The sequence below is a fragment of the Parabacteroides provencensis genome (assembly GCF_900232875.1).
GTDB classification, from domain to species: Bacteria; Bacteroidota; Bacteroidia; order Bacteroidales; family Tannerellaceae; genus Parabacteroides; species Parabacteroides chinchillae.
Map to the genome: position 1 here is coordinate 824,066 of NZ_LT960489.1, position 19,940 is coordinate 844,005.

At 34.6% G+C, this 19,940-nt stretch carries 20 protein-coding genes; 1 reads left to right on the top strand and 19 read right to left on the bottom strand.

Annotated features, from left to right (window positions below):
* Positions 1-17: 17 nt before the first annotated feature.
* The 19 genes from CTY47_RS10290 to metG all read right to left on the bottom strand — a co-directional run bounded on the left by CTY47_RS10290 (position 18) and on the right by metG (position 18,704).
* Positions 18-1,127, bottom strand: a complete 1,110-nt coding sequence (locus CTY47_RS10290) for a DegT/DnrJ/EryC1/StrS family aminotransferase (protein ID WP_099464657.1) — start codon at positions 1,125-1,127, stop codon at positions 18-20.
* Complete coding sequence (locus CTY47_RS10295; RefSeq protein WP_099464658.1) at positions 1,124-1,858, bottom strand: FkbM family methyltransferase; 735 nt, start codon at positions 1,856-1,858, stop codon at positions 1,124-1,126. The genes CTY47_RS10290 and CTY47_RS10295 overlap by 4 nt, the downstream gene beginning before the upstream one ends.
* A gap of 2 nt (positions 1,859-1,860) precedes the next feature.
* The gene (locus CTY47_RS10300) at positions 1,861-3,048 is read right to left on the bottom strand and encodes a glycosyltransferase (RefSeq protein ID WP_099464659.1); all 1,188 of its coding nucleotides are present in this window, start codon (positions 3,046-3,048) and stop codon (positions 1,861-1,863) included.
* Positions 3,045-3,704 (bottom strand): class I SAM-dependent methyltransferase, encoded by a 660-nt coding sequence (locus CTY47_RS10305; protein ID WP_099464660.1) that lies wholly within the window; start codon positions 3,702-3,704, stop codon positions 3,045-3,047. The genes CTY47_RS10300 and CTY47_RS10305 overlap by 4 nt, the downstream gene beginning before the upstream one ends.
* Positions 3,691-5,142, bottom strand: a complete 1,452-nt coding sequence (locus CTY47_RS10310; protein ID WP_099464661.1) for a lipopolysaccharide biosynthesis protein — start codon at positions 5,140-5,142, stop codon at positions 3,691-3,693. Before CTY47_RS10310 ends, CTY47_RS10305 begins: the two co-directional genes overlap by 14 nt.
* Positions 5,143-5,149: 7 nt before the next feature.
* Positions 5,150-7,027, bottom strand: a complete 1,878-nt coding sequence (locus tag CTY47_RS10315) for a hypothetical protein (protein ID WP_143813374.1) — start codon at positions 7,025-7,027, stop codon at positions 5,150-5,152.
* Positions 7,028-7,033: 6 nt separating this feature from the next.
* On the bottom strand, positions 7,034-7,972 hold the full coding sequence (locus tag CTY47_RS10320) for a glycosyltransferase (RefSeq protein WP_099464663.1): 939 nt from the start codon (positions 7,970-7,972) through the stop codon (positions 7,034-7,036).
* A complete protein-coding gene (locus CTY47_RS17630) occupies positions 7,962-8,339 on the bottom strand; it encodes a GtrA family protein (RefSeq protein WP_099464664.1) in 378 nt (125 codons plus the stop codon). Before CTY47_RS17630 ends, CTY47_RS10320 begins: the two co-directional genes overlap by 11 nt.
* 12 nt (positions 8,340-8,351) lie before the next feature.
* Entirely contained in the window at positions 8,352-9,449 is a 1,098-nt protein-coding gene (locus CTY47_RS10330; protein WP_099464879.1) for a DegT/DnrJ/EryC1/StrS family aminotransferase, read from the bottom strand.
* A gap of 5 nt (positions 9,450-9,454) precedes the next feature.
* Complete coding sequence (locus CTY47_RS10335) at positions 9,455-9,940, bottom strand: acyltransferase (RefSeq protein ID WP_099464665.1); 486 nt, start codon at positions 9,938-9,940, stop codon at positions 9,455-9,457.
* On the bottom strand, positions 9,915-10,349 hold the full coding sequence (locus CTY47_RS17375) for a sugar 3,4-ketoisomerase (RefSeq protein ID WP_099464666.1): 435 nt from the start codon (positions 10,347-10,349) through the stop codon (positions 9,915-9,917). Before CTY47_RS17375 ends, CTY47_RS10335 begins: the two co-directional genes overlap by 26 nt.
* A 51-nt stretch (positions 10,350-10,400) precedes the next feature.
* Positions 10,401-10,835 carry a sugar 3,4-ketoisomerase gene (locus CTY47_RS17380; RefSeq protein WP_099464667.1) on the bottom strand — a complete coding sequence of 145 codons (435 nt, stop codon included), beginning with the start codon at positions 10,833-10,835 and terminating at the stop codon, positions 10,401-10,403.
* Positions 10,836-10,838: 3 nt separating this feature from the next.
* Complete coding sequence (locus CTY47_RS10350) at positions 10,839-11,246, bottom strand: sugar 3,4-ketoisomerase (protein ID WP_099464668.1); 408 nt, start codon at positions 11,244-11,246, stop codon at positions 10,839-10,841.
* A 31-nt stretch (positions 11,247-11,277) separates the two neighbouring features.
* Positions 11,278-11,829, bottom strand: coding sequence for an ORF6N domain-containing protein (locus CTY47_RS10355; RefSeq protein ID WP_099464669.1), 552 nt, complete (start codon positions 11,827-11,829; stop codon positions 11,278-11,280).
* Positions 11,830-11,870: 41 nt separating this feature from the next.
* Entirely contained in the window at positions 11,871-13,184 is a 1,314-nt protein-coding gene (locus CTY47_RS10360; protein ID WP_099464670.1) for a UDP-glucose dehydrogenase family protein, read from the bottom strand.
* A 17-nt stretch (positions 13,185-13,201) separates the two neighbouring features.
* The gene (locus tag CTY47_RS10365) at positions 13,202-14,131 is read right to left on the bottom strand and encodes a UDP-glucuronic acid decarboxylase family protein (protein ID WP_099464671.1); all 930 of its coding nucleotides are present in this window, start codon (positions 14,129-14,131) and stop codon (positions 13,202-13,204) included.
* Between the two features lie 340 nt (positions 14,132-14,471).
* On the bottom strand, positions 14,472-15,488 hold the full coding sequence (locus tag CTY47_RS10370) for a Gfo/Idh/MocA family protein (RefSeq protein ID WP_099464672.1): 1,017 nt from the start codon (positions 15,486-15,488) through the stop codon (positions 14,472-14,474).
* A 12-nt stretch (positions 15,489-15,500) separates the two neighbouring features.
* Positions 15,501-16,640, bottom strand: a complete 1,140-nt coding sequence (locus CTY47_RS10375) for a DegT/DnrJ/EryC1/StrS family aminotransferase (RefSeq protein ID WP_099464673.1) — start codon at positions 16,638-16,640, stop codon at positions 15,501-15,503.
* A 24-nt stretch (positions 16,641-16,664) separates the two neighbouring features.
* Positions 16,665-18,704: a methionine--tRNA ligase gene (gene metG, locus CTY47_RS10380; protein WP_099464674.1), complete on the bottom strand. Its 2,040-nt coding sequence runs from the start codon at positions 18,702-18,704 to the stop codon at positions 16,665-16,667.
* Positions 18,705-18,816: 112 nt separating this feature from the next.
* Here metG and CTY47_RS10385 point away from each other — a divergent pair, with 112 nt between their 5' ends.
* Positions 18,817-19,893, top strand: a complete 1,077-nt coding sequence (locus CTY47_RS10385; RefSeq protein WP_099464675.1) for an SGNH/GDSL hydrolase family protein — start codon at positions 18,817-18,819, stop codon at positions 19,891-19,893.
* Positions 19,894-19,940 lie beyond the last annotated feature (47 nt).

A 19,940-nucleotide genomic window follows, 5' to 3' on the forward strand; every position in this document is an offset into this window, starting at 1 on the left:
ATTTCAAATAGTTAATATTATTTCGTACGTATATTAGATATTATATATGATACATCATTTGTGCTTAATTTATGATGCATAGGTAAACAAATGACTTCATCTGCTAGCTTATATGCATTAGACAAATTATAACGATTTGCAGACTCTAATCCTTTGTATGTAGAGAAAGTGCTAATTAATGGATAAAAATATCGGCGCCCATATATTCCTTTAGACTTCATTTTTTCATATAATTTATCTCTACTCATACCATATTTTTCCTCATTTATAAAAATTGGGAAATAAGAATAATTGTGTTTTACATCTATCAAATCATTAAAAAAACGAATTCCCAATATATCTTTTAGCCCCTCTCTATACTGAATAGTAATTTGTCGTCTTTTTTCTATAGCTTCATTTACATATTTAAGACTTAATAATCCATAAGCTGAACGTATTTCATCCATCTTTCCATTAATACCAGGTGCTACAACTATTGTTTCATCAGCATATCCAAAATTTTTTAGATAATCTATACGTTGCTTCGTTTGTTCATCATGGCAAACCAATGCACCTCCTTCTATTGTATTATAAACTTTCGTTGCATGAAAACTCAAAGTGGCCATATCGCCGGCATTTACAACAGAAACACCATCTTTTTCCACACCAAATGCATGAGCAGCATCATATATAACTTTTAATCCATATTTATCAGCTATTTCTTGTATCCTTTTTATATCACACGGGGTTCCATAAACATGTACAGGCATTATAGCCGTTGTTTTGGGAGTAATAGCAGCTTCTATTTTATCAGGGTCTAAATTCCCTGTCGATGGGTCTACATCAACAAATACAGGTTTTATACCATTCCACCAAAGAGCATGAGTTGTTGCAACAAAACTATATGGAGTTGTTATAACTTCTCCTGTAATACGTAGTGCTTGTAATGCACACATCAGGGGTAATGTCCCATTTGTAAATAAACTTATATAAGGCACTTTTAAATATTCACAAAGAGCTTTTTCTAATTCTTGATGATAATGCCCATTATTAGTAAGCCATTTACGATTCCATATATCCTGAAGATATGGGATAAATTCTTCTAATGGAGGGAGAAGGGGTGATGTTACAGTTATTATATTATTCATTTTCTAAATATAAAAATAAAATTTTCTCCTTTTATATCCAATATATAATCATATACAGATAATGTAGAAAAAACAGACTTTGCACATCCAAATTGCATTCTATCATGTAACTCTATAACCAAAGTGTTCACCAAGGGAAGCCATTGATGTGCCGTTTCATCAAAAACTTTTTTTTCTGCACCTTCTATGTCCATTTTCAGCAAATCAATCCTTGGATAATTATATCGACTCAATATTTCTGCTATTGTTATAGCAGAAATACTTGTACAAGTATTTGATTCTTTCACAGAAAAAGAATCAAAGTTTGCATGCACTGAATTAAAACTTAAAAAACAAGATTTATTCCAAACTGCCGCTTTTAGCAAATTTACATCTTTAAAATTCGCCGTATTTAATTTCAACAATTCAAAATTAGAATCTTCCGGTTCTATTGCTACAATTTTTGACATCGGCCATTTTTCTTTAAAATAGCAAGTTGCTAAGCCAATATTGGCTCCTCCATCAATTATATATTCAGGAGAGCATATATCTATTTCATATTGCTTCGAATAAAATATTTGTTCAAATATTCCTAAATCAGTGGTACCTAATCGAAAATAAAATTTTCCAACTTTTATAATCTTACCTCTCATACATGGAGGTGCAAAAAAAAGCAGAAATGATTTAAGCCCAAAAAATTTTATCAATTTAATTGATTTGATAAATTTACCCAATCGATACCTAAATTTCATGATTATAAAAATTTAAGATCCCTAAAAAGAACAAACCATTTTTCACCAACATTTTCAATATCATACTGCTTTACCTTCAATATTGCATCTTTAGCTATTTTAAACCTTAATTCATCGTCCTTAGCCAAACGAATCAATGACTTAGCATATAACTCCATATCAAAAGCAGGAATTATTACCCCATTTTTCCAATTATCTATCATATCATAAATGGCAGAAAAAGTATTAAATCCAATAGGAATAACCCCCATAGACATTGCCTCTAAAAAAACAGTAGGAAGTCCCTCTATTATAGAGGTCAAACATAATATAGATGCTCTGTCAATTAAAGGCCTTGAATCTACATATCCCTTAAATTCTACCCTTTCAAGATTATAATCTTCATACAACTTTTTACATAACGGCATTTGTATTCCATCTCCGACAATAACAAGTTTCCATTCTGGTATTTTGTATTGAATCTCCTTCCATATTTTCAATAATGTCATTACTGATTTTTCTATCCTTATACCTCCAACAAAAAGAATTTCTTTCTTTTTGTTCTCTATTGAAACATTACTTTTCAAAAATGAACTAGGAGCCAGCGAATTAGGAATAGCAAACACTTTATCTGATTTTTCTTTACCTATCATCGTTAAATATTCAGAAATATAAGATGAAGATAAGACAACTATTGCGTCGTGTAAATTATACGCCTGTTTATTTTCTTGATGAAGTTTTTTTTTCAACAAGATTAAATACAATTTAGGAAATACTTTTACAATTCTTTCTTTCAACGAACTTGGCCGATAACCTGAATCAGGATTCATTAAACAATATTCCTTTAATTGAAGAGAATGGTTTGGACAATTATGTATTAATTCTATCAACTTAACATCAGGATATGCATTTTTTATTGATATAAAAAATGCACCTATCTTCCACACTGGAAGATAAAAATTAAATACTATTTTTATCTTATTTAGTTTCATATAGTTTACTATTGCAGAAACATTTCTCTGCGAATTAAAACTATATGCATCTGGCAATTGTAATCCGTTAATTACTTCTTTCTCTTTTTTATCTAAATAGCAGAAATGCAATTCACTAGGATATCCTTTCTTATTGAACCATAAAACTAATTGTTTATAGAACCAATAAAAACTATCATCTTCACTAAAAGGAGTATAATATAACAGTAATATATTCATTTCTTACAAACCACTACATAATTCAAAGTATAATTATCATTAAAATATTTCTTATCCATAAAAACAAAAAACTTATTTGATAAATACAGAAACCATTTCTTAATAATATTAAGAAATGGTTTCCTTGGAACAGGGAAAAACAATCCTAAATTTATCATCTGCCCAATCATCGCCCATTTTCCACCATTTGAATAAATCTCTATATCACGAAACCCTGCTTCTTCTAAATAATTTTTTATTCCATACTTCGTAAAACGGTGAAAGTCATAAGGAGCCAAATGGATTGGCCAAACTAACGGAACAGATATAATATAGACTCCATTGGGCTTTAATAGCCTAAAACTTTCAGAAATACATTTTTTCGTATCAAATACATGCTCCAATACTTGCGTAGAAATTATAGTATCAAACGATTCATTTTCTAAAGGAATGTCTATAGCATCACATACTAAATCAACATTATTTTCCTTCGATTGGACAAAATCACAACCATAATATGTATCAACATATTTTTCTAAATTACACAAATAAGGTTTACTCCCGCATCCTATATCCAGCAAATAGCCTTTAGCATATTTCTCAAAACATTTAAAAAGTATTGGATGAAGAAAATAAGAGGTAATATAGTCAACATCAGAAAGTTTATTTTTTTTCATAAAATCTATTTTTAATTAAAAATATGGATTCTCTTAAGATTTTTGATCCTAAAACGTAATTTAAGCCAAGATAAATAATTGTAGAAAAAGTAATTTTAATTCCAATCAAAAAATAAATATTTATAATTTTTCTTGTCAACAAATATACTAAAAAGATTGTCACTAACATTATAAATAAATATGTACCAATATCTATAAATACCTTTTTCATTGATAGTACAATTTCCTTATTCACACAATGATGCCAATACAACAATGATAGCAAAAAGCTAGAAACATACATAACGACCATGACTATTATACCCCATTTAAAAGCAATCAACACAGAAACTATTTGTAATATTCCCTGAAATATGCTTCCCCTCAAATAAAGATCTGAACGACCATAAACTATTAATAATTGATTATATAGAATTTGTAAAAATAAAAATGCACCCCATATCGACAATATTTGTAAAATAAGAACAGACGGCAACCATTTTTCACCGAGTACTATAAAAACAAATTCACGCGCCACAAATGCCAACCCCAACATTACAGGAAAAGAAACAAATGCACCAAAACGACACATTTTACGGAACACATTTACTTGGCGTTCTCTATCATTAGAAACCTCTACTAAGACAGGTTGGGCAACAGCACTAAACATTCCCCATAAAGATTGACTACCCATAACAACCCACTTCTGCCCTTGAGTAAAATACCCAACATCTGTAACTTTATAAAATCGTCCTAATATTACAGGGAAAATATAAATATTTAATTGTTGAAATATATTGGTAAAAAATAACTTTAAGCTAAAAGAAAACATATCTTTTAGTGGTCTAAAATTAATTTCAAATGAAGGTTTCCAAGGGGCGAAAATAAAACGGAGCAAAGCTCCACCGCAAATAAAAGTCATACTTTGAAATACTAATGCCCAATAAGCACAACCTTTCATAGCAAGAGTTATCCCCACTATACCAGATAAGGTCATAACAGTAATATCAATTTGAGCCTGTCTTTTTACCATTAACTTTTTAAATAATACTGTATAAGAAACTCCCGCACATCCATTAAAGAAAAAACTTAAGAAAATAACCCTAGCTAGATTTGTCAACTCTGGCTGATTATAAAAATTAGAAATTAAAGGAGCACAAAAGAATAATATAATATAACAAGCCAAACCAACAAAAAATGAAAACCAAAATACAGCATTATAATCTTCATGAGTTGCATCCTGTTTATTAGTCAAAGCAATTGTAAAACCACTATTTATAACCGTACTCGCTAATCCAGAAAAAATAGCCAACATCCCAACCAAACCATAATCTTCTGCATTTAAAACACGAGCTAAGTAAATACCAAATAGTACTCCCAATAACTGTTGCACTCCATTACTCAATCCTCCCCAAAAAAGTCCTCTTGCAGTTTTTTGCTTTAATGTTTCTTCTGTCATCTTATCCCTACTTGATTTTGTAAAAACATTCTCCACTACCTTTATCTTCAGCAATTAAAATTAAATGAGAAAGAAACCATTTAGAAGGAGTAGCACTTTTATATATACGTATATATTCTATATTATTATTTCTAATAAAATCAAGACGAATTTCGTCATCCGATATCTCTGGCAATTCTGCTTTCCGTTTGTTATAATAGTCCCTATAAGGAGTATGGTCTGTAGACCATCTTGCTTCATTTTCTCCTTTATTTATAGAATAATGAATAACATTATTATGATAATAGTCCAAAATATCAGGAATAGTAATGGCATCAACAACACCTGAGACATAATTACCACCACTTCCTAACCTTATATTCTCTCCTATATAAAAACCTATATGATATTCTTCCTGGCGAGGAATTTTTTCTACTATTTTTGCATTATAATCAGAAGCAACAGGACGCCACGGTATTAAATCCATTTTATATTGAATAATACTTACAGCCAAGGATATAATACAAAAAAAGTATAAAAGATAACGCTTAAATAACATAGTATCAAATGTAATAGTGATAAGGAAAGTTGATACAATAACAACAAAAACAAAAATAGGGATAGTGCCATTTACAAATTGGGTTGCATCATAATTAAAAGGACGCATAATTATACTCATTGTTATTGTCACAAAACACAAAAGAAAATATATCATACTGTATGTCTTTAAGACTTTTCTCAAAAATATTTTATTTAATATAAAAATCACTATTACAAAATGAATATAAGCTATTACATACAATATCGGTTGAGTTATATAAAGACGCAATAAGTCCCAATGAAAAAGTTCTGCCCAATGAGTCGAACGAGGAGGAGACTGCAATACATAAATTAAATATAATACCAAAACACTAATTAAAGGAAACCAATATATCCAATCTATCTTACGCTTTTTGTATGTATTAAATAATAAAATTACTCCCATTGTACCCCAAACAGCAACTAATGGTATAATATTTAGTATCGGTATCGACAATAATGTGAAATATGCAGTCTCTTTTTTCTTATATATGTATAATACTAATGAAGTAAACAGAAATAAAAATATTGGCAACATTTTAGGATAACTTAATCTATATGTACTACCTTTTATCAAAGGTGTTATTCCTGAAAGAAAAGGAATTATATCCGCTAATAATAATGCTATAAATGCAAACAATATATATACAAATGTTATTTTTTTTCTTTTTTCAATTATTGCCAATAAGGATATAAATATCAAAGAATTAAAAAACATAGGGAGTGAGACCATATATGAAATCACGGCATTTAAACCTGTAAATTTATATAATAAAACATTCGTCCATAATTCAAAATAATGATATGGAGATGGAGCTATATACTTGAAAAAATTATATTCCAACAAGCCATTCTCATAACCTTTACCTAAAAATTGAGAAACCTTTGCATAGTAATCCAGATCATATGAAAATGGCACAAACAAGCCATTTTCAAAATCTATAATCCTGTACATGAAGAACAGAAAGAAGGGAATATTAATTGAGCATATTATAACAGAATAAATACCCCATGAAGATGTATAAGTTTTTTTTACTCTTATTGAAACATATCCCTTTTTATAGAAAAACCAATATATAATAAATAAAAACAACAAAACCCAATTTACGGTTAATCCTTTCGTTATGACAATTGAATATATAGTTATAATACCACTAAGTCCTAAAACAGAACATGTTAAAATTGAAAATGCAGAAATAGGTTCTTTTATTTTAAAACAATAATACTTAAGAAGCCATCCTGCTACAAATACAATCATTAACAGAACATTCGCAAAAACATAATACAACAGCAACGTACTTGCAGAAATAGGTAAATTTAAATTCACGTTTAATTATTTTTTAATTATATATCCCGGTCTAGCTTTCACTTCTTCGTATATCCGCCAAATATACTCAGCAATTATTCCAAGACTTAGTAATATCAGTCCTCCGAAGAATGTAATAAACAATATTATTGATATCCATCCTGGAACTGTTACTCCCCAAAACTGACGATTACCAAACAATGCAATATACCCATAAAATACCATTATAATCACAGATATTGCTGCAGTCCAAAAACCAAGATTAGTTATAAATTTTATAGGAAAAGACGATGATGAGAAAAACACATCTTTCGCTAAACGCAATTTCTTCTTAAATGTCCATCTAGATTTTCCTTGATTCAGTCCTAATGGACGTTCATAAGGAAAATATACAGGAGAAAATCCTAAACGAAATATTTCGGGAACAACCGCCGTATTTATAGGGTGAATTTTGGTATTTAAAACATCTATCACTTCCCTGTCAATAAAAGCTAAATCTGCTCCTCCTTCTGGATAAGTTATCTCTGAAATAGCATTAATTATTCTATAGTAGCAAATTGAGAATATTCGGCTACTCCAAGGATCTTCTCTCATTATACGATTAGGTATAATTACTTTATGCCCCTGTTCCCATAATCGGTACATATCCACGACTGTCTGGTAAGGTTGCTGTTCGTCATCCGGCAAAGCTATTGCACATGCGCCTTTACAGACCGATAGCCCAGCAAACCATGAATAATTACTCGTGTAATTTCTGCTTAATTGGTATGCTCTCACATTTGGATTTTCTTTTTCCAAATTTTTTGCAATTTCAAAAGACTTGTCCGTTGAACCATCATCCATCACAATGAATTCAAACGGGATATTTCCTTTATCCAACAAGTCTTTTATCTGTTGGTAAGAGACTAGTATTCGCTCTCCACTATAATAACTCAATAAAATAATTGAAAGTAATTTATCCGGCATACTCAACCTTCTTTTTAGTTAACATTTTATTCACAAAGAAATAATTCCACAACATTGTAACAGGCAATACTGCCACACTAAGAATTGTCTCATTTATCGATGAAAATAATTGCAGATATATCCATAAAATGACAGTCCCCAATATCATACTGGAAATATAGATTAACCTATATTTCAGCATATCTTTTTTCTCCAATGATGTTTTATAGACAATCTTTGCATTCAATATATAAATATAAGCCACTACATACGCGATATAAGGATTGGCATGAAGGATTTCATTAAACAAAAGGAAAAATGAAAAGAATGTTATGCCAACTCCAACCAGAGAAAATCCGCGAAACCTCTTCCAATGCTTGCGTATAATTTTTTCATTTGATTAAAATTGATTTAACGCCAAAACGATTTGCTCTTGCTCTGCTTTTGTTAAGCATGGCCCCATAGGTATACTCAAAATCTCCCGATGTATCTGTTCCGTAATCGGGAATGACAAATGGTTCCATTCCTTGTAGCATTCCTGTTTATGCGGAGGGATCGGGTAATGAATAAGTGTTTGTATATTCTGTTTAGTCAGATACTCCTGCAAAATATCACGTTCTGCAGAACGAATCGTAAACAAATGAAAAACATGAGAATTCCAATCCTCAACTTTTGGTAAAATAATTTTCGGATTAGAAATATACTGCATATAATACGTTGCAATTTCTTTTCTCATTGCATTATTTTGATCCAAATATTTCAACTTCACATCTAACACTGCAGCTTGTATTTCATCCAATCGACTATTTCGTCCTCTATATTTAAACACATATTTTTTTGCAGATCCATAATTTGCCAATGCCCTTATAAGTTCCGCCAAATCTTTATCGTTTGTAGTAATAGCACCTCCATCACCTAAAGCTCCTAAGTTTTTACCGGGGTAAAAACTATGTCCTGAGGCATCGCCTAAGGATCCCGTTTTTCTGCCACTAAACCTACATCCATGGGCTTGCGCATTATCCTCAATAAGCTTCAAATTATATTTTTCACATAATTTCCCTATATTATCCGTATAAGCACATTGTCCATATAAATGCACAATCATAATACCTTTAGTCCGGTTCGTTATAGCTTCTTCTATTCTAGCATCATCAATTTGATATGTATCTAAAGAAGGTTCAACCAAAACAGGTTTCAGATTATTATCCGTAATAGCCAATATTGATGCAATATATGTATTTGCAGGGACAATAATTTCATCGCCCTCAGACATTATTCCCATCTCTATATAAGCACGTAATATCCAATATAGAGCATCAAGACCATTCGCTACACCAACACAATATGAGGAACCTATGTAAGCCGCATAATTAGTCTCGAACTTTTGATTTTCTATTCCTTGAAGATACCAACCGGAATCTATAACGCGAGATATTGCGTCATGAATCTCAAGAGAATACTTATCAGTAATTTGTTTTAAATCTAGGAATTTAACCATTGACATTATAATTTTGTAATCGTTCCCTCTTTTGTAACATACCCCTTTAAAACTGCTGGATTTCCATACCATACCGTATTTGCCGGAATATTTTTCGTTACGACACTACCTGCTCCAATCAATGCATTTTCACCAATCTCAACACCTGCTAAAATTGTAGAATTAGCTCCAATAGAACACCCTTTTTTCAATAATGTTTTTTCAAATTTTTCAGGATATTCCTTAGAACGAGGATATAAATCATTCGTAAATGTAACATTAGGACCTACAAACACATTATCTTCAATAATTACTCCATCCCATAATTGGACTCCCGATTTTATTGTTACATTATCGCCAACATTTACGTCATTTTCAATAAATACATGAGCACATATATTACAATTTTTTCCTATTACAGCATTTTTCAGCACTACACAATATTGCCAAATATAAGTATTCTCATCAACATTTTTACTCTGAACATCAGACAAGGGATGTATATATACCATTCTTATATCTAATAAATTCGTTATAATTCCTTATATAATCTTCTTCTTCATATTTATGCGAAGCTAATACCAAACAGACCGCTCCTGAAGAAAAGTCATTTAATTCACGCCATATTCCAGGGACTACTAGTAAACCTTGATAAGGTCGATTCAATGTAAATGTCCTTTTTATATTTCCATCATCCAACGTTACATTAAAACTTCCACTTACAGCAATGATTAATTGTTGTAACTCCTTGTGAGCATGCCCTCCTCTAGATTCTCCTCCGGGAATATCATATAAATAGTAAACACGCTCTACGTCAAAAGGAATTGTTTTGCCATTTTCTACAACAGTTATATTCCCTTTATAGTGATGGTGCTTATCTAATTCTATGATAGTACAATCATAAACTGTAGTCTGTATCATGCAACAAGTTCCTCCCTTTTTTGTAAAGAAGAGAAACTAGACATATATATCCTACCCCCCCCACCAGTTAATACAATTTAACATATTTGTAAATAAAACAAAATCTCTATAATTCCTTATATAATCATTCTCATCATACTTATGTGAAGCTAATACTAAACAAATTGATCCAGAAGAAAAACCTTGTTCTGACGCCCATATACCAGGCGGTATATGTAATCCATAGAATGGACGATTTAATAAAATTGTTCGCTTATTTAGTCCATCATCCAAAACAACTTCAAAACTACCACTAGCTGCCACTAATAATTGATGGCATTCTTTATGAGCATGGGCACCACGAGCTTCTCCTCCAGGTATATCATAAGTATAAAAAACCCGCTCTATTTCAAAAGGAATATTCTTCAACCCTGCAATCGGAGTTATATTCCCTTTTTCATTTTCAATTCGAGGGAGCTGAAGAATAGAACAATCAAACACAGTCATTACTTAACCAATCTTACTTATTTGTTCAAAAAATAGATCATAATCACGGATATAATCATTTTCGCTATATTCAGTAGAAGATAAAATTAATGCAAGTGAATTAGTAGAAAAATTCTTCATTTCTCTCCAATACATTTTAGGAATATACAATCCGTAATAAGATCTATTCAAAGAATAAACTTTTCTCTCTTTTCCGTCATCAAGTACAATATCAAAACTTCCAGACAAAGCCACTATAAACTCTTCATTCTCTTTATAAGCATGCCCTCCTCGATTCTCTCCACCTGGGACATCATATATCCAATATGTACGTTTTATATCAAATGGAATATGATTCTCTGCTTCTATGAAGGAAAGGTTTCCACGTCTATCAATAATTTTAGGGAGATTTATAATTTTCACATTATCCATTTATGAATAAAGTTAATTTCATCTATATTTTTTATTCTTTCTCTGTTTTCCTTTTCACCGTATGCTTTACCTTTAACACTGCCAGATTCAATTCGATTGTTGTTTCAGAATCTGTTACTTTCTGTTCATCATCCAAAAGATCAGCTATCAATTCTCCACTTTTCTGCGTCAGACTTTTTTGTTCCTGTCCGTTTGCTTCGGATAAAGCGGAAACGGTACGGGAAAGTTCCTTTAGTTTGGCAAACGTCTCTACAATAGCTATCGTAGTCTGAGTTGCACGCTCACTCTTTAAAATGGTGGCGAGCATATAGAGTCCTTTTTCGGTAAAGGCTTTAGGTACGGTTCTTATTTTAGCCCAATTTGCGGTCGGAAATTTCGACCGCAAAGACATTAACTCTTTGTTATTTAATTCAATAACATATCCACTTGGAAATTTATATGGATTATTTTTAACAGCTTCATTAATTCTCTTGGTTTCTACTCCATAAAGATATGCAACATCCGAATCTAATAATACTCGCTGATCTCTTACAATAATAATCCGGTCTTCAACTTCCTGAAATTTAACGATTTCTTTTTTCATAATTAAGGTCTTGGTCTATCTGTTAATTTAATATCTGTCTTTTACCGTCCTATACAATGGTATTCAAACCCATATTCCTCCATTTCTTTGATATCATAAATATTACGTCCATCTATTACCAATGGATTTGCCATTAACTTATGAACGGCAGTCCATGAAGGCATACGGAACTCTTTCCATTCGGTGATGAGCAACAAAGCATCAGCATCCACAACAGCATCATAAATGTCTTTAGCGTAGTAGATAGTATCACCAATACGACGGCGGGATTCATCCATAGCTACCGGATCGTAAGCACGAACATCACAACCGGCTTTCAGAAGTTTGTCTATAATAACCAGAGAAGGTGCCTCACGCATATCGTCTGTTTCCGGTTTAAAAGCCAACCCCCAAATGGCAATGCGTCTGCCTTGTAATTGTCCGCCAAACTGTTTTTCCAATTTTCGGAAAAGAATAGATTTTTGCTCATCATTTACGTCTTCCACTGCCTGAAGGATACGCATCGGATATCCGCTTTTATTAGCAGTTTTTATCAATGCTTTTACATCCTTCGGAAAACAAGAGCCTCCATAACCACAACCGGCATATAAAAAACGATGGCCGATACGATCGTCTGTGCCTATTCCTTTACGAATCATGTTGACATCGGCTCCCACAATTTCACAGAGGTTAGCAATGTCGTTCATAAAGCTTATACGGGTTGCCAACATAGCGTTGGCAGCATATTTAGTCATTTCTGCAGAAGGTACATCCATAAAGATTACACGGAAGTTATTCAACAGGAAAGGGCGATATAAACGAGTCATCAATTCCTGTGCCCGTTCAGACTCCACACCAACAACTATACGGTCAGGGCTCATGAAGTCCTTGATAGCAGCTCCTTCTTTTAAAAATTCGGGATTAGAGGCTACATCAAAAGGTATATCCAGCCCCCGCTTATCCAGTTCCTCCTGTATAGTCTGACGTACTTTTTTAGCTGTACCAACCGGAACGGTACTCTTTGTAACAAGCAATAAATATTTCGTCATGTTACGTCCAACTGTACGGGCAACTTCCAGCACATATTTCAAGTCAGCACTACCATCTTCATCGGGAGGTGTACCTACGGCACTGAAGACTACTTCCACCTCATTCAAGCATTCTGTTAAATCTGTAGTAAATTGCAAACGGCCTGCTTTTTTATTACGATTTACCATTTCTTCAAGACCTGGTTCGTAAATAGGCATAATTCCGTTATTCAGGTTTTCTATCTTTTTAGTATCTACATCCACACAAAAAACTTCGGTACCCATTTCTGCAAAACAAGTACCACTGACAAGACCAACATACCCTGTCCCTACTATAGCGATTTTCATATCAGAATTACTGTCTATTATAAATTACGGAAATATTCGATGGTAGGCTTCAATCCTTCTTCCAGCTTCACTTTAGGTTCCCAACCATTCAACATTTTTTTTGCCAGCGAAATATCCGGTTTACGTTGTTTTGGATCATCTGATGGTAATGGCATAAAAGTTATCTTTGACTTCGAACCAACCAGACGGATAATCATCTCTGCTAGCTCCAGCATAGTAAACTCACCCGGATTACCTAAGTTAACAGGACCTGTAAAATTCTCTGTAGCCATCATACGGATCATACCTTCCACCAAATCATCCACATACTGAAAACTGCGAGTCTGTGTACCATCACCGTAAATTGTCAAATCCTCACCCTTTAGAGCCTGTACAATAAAATTAGAAACTACACGACCATCATCAGGACGCATATTTGGGCCATAAGTATTGAATATCCGGATGATCTTTATATCTACCTTATTCTGACGATGATAATCCATAAATAAGGTTTCCGCACAACGTTTACCTTCGTCATAGCAGGAACGAAGTCCTATCGGGTTCACATTTCCCCAGTAGCTTTCTTCCTGTGGATGTACCGCCGGGTCTCCATATATTTCACTGGTAGAAGCTTGTAATATACGGGCTTTTATACGTTTCGCCAAGCCCAGCATATTAATAGCCCCGATAACCGATGTCTTCACTGTACTTACCGGATCAAATTGATAATGGATCGGAGAAGCAGGGCAAGCCAAGTTATAAATTTCGTCTACTTCCACATAATAAGGAAATGTTACATCATGGCGAACCAATTCGAAATAAGGATTGTTTAATAAGTGAAGGACGTTTTTCTTTTTCCCGGTAAAATAGTTATCCATACAAATAACGCTATTACCCTCTTTCAAAAGACGTTCGCAAAGATGCGAACCGATAAAGCCGCCTCCACCGGTGACCAGAATTTGTTTCATTTTATCTCCCTTTTAATCCTTAAGCTATACATTATGGAATTCTCTTATAGATACACAAAAGCTCGTCACCCCCATCCAAGGACAACTAAAAGTGCCACAAAGATAGGAATTTGAATAAATTAAAGTTCATAAAATGGTAGTTATTTATCTGGTTTCGGGCTTTCGTTATTTGAATCAAAATCCTTTTCACGTAATATAATCTAAATTCCGTTTGAATTTTAAAGGTTTTGGTAAAACATCCTGCATAAGGATAGGACTTCCCATACAAGCAATTATAAACCATCCCGATGATTTTTCAAAATCATCGGGATGGTTTCCTAAAATGATCGGGATAGTTTTATTATTTCAATGCATATATCCGCTGCACTATATCCACAACCTTCATGCCCTCCAGTACATTCGTAGTAATAGCAGCGGAGCCGGATAATACATTCACAACATTACGGATAACAAAGTTATGGTTTTGCGCAGATCCTTTGTATGGTCCATAATCGTTACCCGGATTAGTAGGAGCTAATTCGGGCATTTCATAATTTTTAATATGGCAATACTCTACTTCGTTCATGTATTGGCCGCCGATTTTAACACTACCGTTTTCAGCTACGACCAACATACTGCTCTCCATATTTTTATTCCAGACAGATGTAGAATAATTCAGGCATCCCATTCCTCCGTTTACAAATTGGAAATTCACAAAACCGGAATCTTCAAAAGCGGTCAAATCCTTATGATTAAAATCAGCAAAACGAGCCTGGATATTACATATATCACCAAAAAGCCAATACATTATATCTATGAAATGGGAGAATTGAGTAAAAAGAGTCCCTCCATCCAAAGCTGCATCGCCATGCCAACCACCAGCCTTATAATACCGTTCGTCACGATTCCAATAGCAGTTAAGCTGTACCATATAAATTTTACCCAACTTTCCGGATTCTACCATCTCCTTTATCCACACAGAAGGAGGAGAATAACGGTTCTGCATTACACAAAATACCTGCTTACAATATTTAAGAGAAGTATATACAACTTTTTCAGCATCAGGGAGAGTTAATGCCATTGGTTTCTCTATTACGACATGATGGCCGGTCTCTATCGCGCGAATTGCCATTGGTGCATGCAAACCGTTAGGAGTACAGATATTAATTACGTCAATATCCAAACCGGAGTTTAGCAAATCTTCCAGGCTCTGAAAAAAAGGAACTGTATAAATATCAACTTCCAATTCTCCTTTAGTACGGATATCGCACAAAGCTACCAGTTCCGCCCCTTCATCACGGGTTATCATTTCTGCATGACGTTTACCTATATGGCCACAACCTATAACAGCAAAACGAATTTTATTACCTTGTTTCATTCTATATTCCTATCAGATCTTTTGATCTGCTTCCAAAATCGTTTTTATAATATAATCCTGTGTTTCAACCGTCATTTCAGAGTAAATCGGAATTGATAATACGGATTTTGACAAATCGCCTGCCACCTTTATCTTATAAGGAATAAAGGCTGTGTCCTTAAATGCCTCCTGATCCTGCAAAGGTATTGGGTAATAGACTGTAGACGCAACTCCCTTTTCTTTCAGGTATTGTTGGAGAGAATCTCGTTTTCCATCTTTCACAACCAATGTATACTGGTGAAATATATGCTGTGAGAAAGTTGATTTTTGAGGAACTTCAATATGCTTACAAGAAGACAACATTTCATCATACCGGACAGCCAATTTTATTCTATTATCATTAAATTCATCCAGATATTTCAACTTCACATCCAGAATGGCTGCTTGTATCGTATCTAAGCGTGAATTACAACCTACCAATTTATGATGATATTTTTCGGTCTGTCCATGACTGGCTATCATCCGGATTCGCTCTGCCAACCGACGATCGGACGTCATCAAAGCACCTCCGTCGCCATAGCATCCCAACGGCTTGGAAGGGAAGAATGAAGTAGTACCGACATGGCCTAACGTTCCGGCTTTTTTTACAGTCCCGTCTTCACAAATATAACCAGTCCCCAAGGATTGGGCATTATCTTCTATAACATACAAATGATAAGATTTTGCAATTCCCAAAATGATTCCCATATCACATGCCTGTCCGAATAAGTGTACTGCAATAATCGCTCTAGTCCGTCTGGAAATACACTGTTCGATCTGCCAGGGATTAATATTAAATGTCCACGGGTCTACATCGACCAACACCGGAACCAATCCTAAGAGAGTAACGGTTTCCACTGCTGCCACATAATTAAATGCAGGAACAATTACCTCATCTCCCGGACGCAGCCCTAATGCCATCAATGCAATCTGTAACGCATCCGTTCCGTTACCACAAGGTATTACAAAAGGAATTTCCAAATACTCCTCAAGATGAGTTGCAAACTCTTTTACCTGTGGACCATTAATAAAAGCTGTGCTTTCATTTACAGTTAAAATAGCCTCATCAATTTCACCTTTTAAACGATGATACTGACTACGCAAATCCACCATCGGAATATTCTTTCCTTCCATAATAATATCGTATTAAGTAGTTATTTACTTTACCTCACTACCTGGTTTTACCTCTTTCTCAGGAGTAATAACGGCCAATTTACCGTCAAAATTTTCTGCAGAAAGGATCATACCTTCCGAAATTATACCTTTTAACTTACGTGGAGCCAGGTTTGCAATAAAACAAACCTGTTTACCTACCAATTCTTCCGGGTTGTAATGTTGTGCAATACCCGAAACGATCGTACGTTTTTCCAGACCGTCATCAATACGGAACTGCAAAAGTTTATCTGCTTTCGGCACTTTAGCACATTCCAGAATTGTACCTACACGGATATCTAATTTCAGAAAATCATCAAACTCGATATTTTCACGTACCGGTTTTGCTCTATAATTAGCCTCTTCGTTTGCTTTTTTGATATCCAATAGTTTTTGCACCTGAGCCTCTATAACAGCATCTTCTATCTTTTCAAATAAAAGTTCAGCTTTTCCCAATTGATGTCCGGCTTTCAACAAATCTGTCGCACCTAAACGACACCAACCAAGCGGTTGCACATTCAACATTTTATTTAATTTTTCCATGCTGAACGGAAGGAATGGTTCAAAAGCAATTGCCAGGTTTGCAGTAATCTGCAAAGCAATATTCATAATTGTAGCGACACGGGCCATATCTGTCTTTGCCAACTTCCATGGTTCCATATCTGCCAGATACTTATTACCGATACGTGCCAGGTTCATAGCTTCTTTCTGTGCATCACGGAAATGATAGGTATCCAACAAACGTTCTACATTGGCTTTTACATCTTCAAAATCTTTTAAAGTCTGACGATCATAATCGGTCAGTTCACCTGCAGCAGGTACTTTTCCTTCAAAATATTTCTCGGTAAGCACTAATGCACGGTTGACAAAATTACCTAAGATGGCAACCAACTCATTGTTATTACGTGCCTGGAAATCTTTCCAGGTAAAATCATTATCCTTTGTTTCCGGAGCATTTGCAGTCAGGACATAACGTAATACATCCTGTTTACCCGGCATATCTACTAAATATTCATTCAACCAAACAGCCCAGTTTCGCGAAGTGGAGATTTTATCACCTTCCAGGTTCAGAAACTCGTTAGCCGGTACATTTTCCGGTAAATTATAAGAACCTTCGGCCTTCAACATGGCAGGAAACACAATACAGTGAAATACAATATTATCTTTTCCGATAAAATGAACCATCTTCGTTTCAGAATCTTTCCACCAAGTCTCCCAACTATCAGGCAGCAACTCTTTTGTATTAGAAATATAACCAATCGGTGCATCAAACCACACATAAAGAACCTTACCTTCGGCTCCCTCAACCGGTACGGGAATACCCCAATCCAAGTCGCGGCTTACTGCACGAGGTTGCAACCCCATATCCAGCCAGCTTTTACATTGACCGTACACATTCGATTTCCATTCTTTATGCCCTTCCAAAATCCATTCACGCAAAAATGGTTCCCATTTATCCAGAGGTAAATACCAGTGCTTGGTCTCCTTCATTACAGGCTGGCTACCACTAATAGCCGATTTCGGGTTAATCAGATCCGTAGGGCTTAAAGACGTACCACAAGCCTCGCATTGGTCGCCATACGCTTTTTCATTACCGCAGTGGGGGCAAGTTCCGGTAATATAACGGTCGGCCAAAAACTGTTTGGCCTCTTCATCATAGTACTGTTCGCTTGTTTTTTCAATAAATTCTCCCTTATCATATAAAGTACGGAAAAAGTCGGAAGCCATTTGATGGTGCGTAGGAGATGTCGTCCGGGAGTAAATATCAAATGAGATTCCAAATTCTTTAAAAGACTTCTTTATAATAGCATGATAACGATCAACAACATCCTGAGGAGTAATCCCCTCTTTCTTTGCCCGTAATGTAATAGGCACACCATGTTCATCCGAACCCCCTATCATCAAAACCTCTTCACCTTTTAAACGAAGATAACGTGCATAAATATCGGCAGGCACATACACACCGGCAAGATGACCAATATGTACCGGTCCGTTTGCATACGGCAACGCCGTAGTTATCAGCGTCCTCTTAAATTGTTTTTCCATATCTTTGCGTTCTCTTTTTAAGATGCAAAGGTAAGGAATTATTATGAAAGTCTGATATTGGAGATTCTTATTCTATTTCATACCTTTGAATCAATTTTTAATAATATACATTATGAAAACACCTGTTATTTTAATTTCATTACTTCTTTTCTCGTTTTCTTTTTCAATAAAAGGACAAATCGTTTATCACGACGCATCCAATTTTCCTCTTTTAGGTAAAGCTACAGAGAATACTTATACACGCTATAGCCGTTTGCCTGAATCTCTAAAATCCATATCGAGAGGGCCCGTCTGGGAACTTGGTAAAAACAGCGCGGGGCTTGCCATCCGCTTTCATTCCAACTCCACAACCATAGCTGCCAAATGGGAGGTTCTGACCAACAATCTCATGAACCACATGACCCCGACAGGAACAAAAGGACTTGACCTTTATTGTCTGCTTGACGGAAAATGGACATTCGTTAATAGCGGACGGCCAACAGGAAAAGATAATACGGCAACTATAATTTCCAATATGAAACCGAAAGAACGGGAATATATGCTATATCTCCCATTATACGACGGAACAGTTTCTTTAAGTATCGGTATTGACTCGCTTGCAGAAATTACACAACCTAAAATAAACTTGCCCGTAAGAGAAAAACCCATCGTATTTTATGGCAGCAGTATTCTTCAGGGAGGATGTGCCAATCGTCCAGGCATGGCACACACAAATATTCTTTCCCGCTGGTTAAACCGGGAATGTATAAATCTGGGATTTAGTGGTAACGCATTGTTGGATCTCGAAATAGCAGAATTGATCTCCGAAGTGGATGCCTCCATGTTCGTATTAGACTTCGTGCCTAATGCCAGTGTAGAGCAAATGAAAGAACGGGCTGTTAAGTTCTATACCATCATTCGCGAAAAACATCCAGATACACCAATCCTATTTATAGAAGATCCCATATTCACTCATACACGTTTCGACCAGCAAATTGCCAAGGAGGTAAAAGACAAAAACGACGAGATCAATACAATCTTCCGTTCGTTAAAAGAAAAAGGAGAAAAAAATATCTATATGCTTTCCTCCAAAGATATGATCGGCCACGATGCAGAAGCAACCGTCGATGGGATTCATTTCACAGACTTAGGCTTTATGAGGTATTCGGAATTACTTTATCCGGTATTGAAGAAACATATAAAGGAATAATCAACCAATTACAAATAATTTGCTCCGCTTATCATCCAATAATTGGA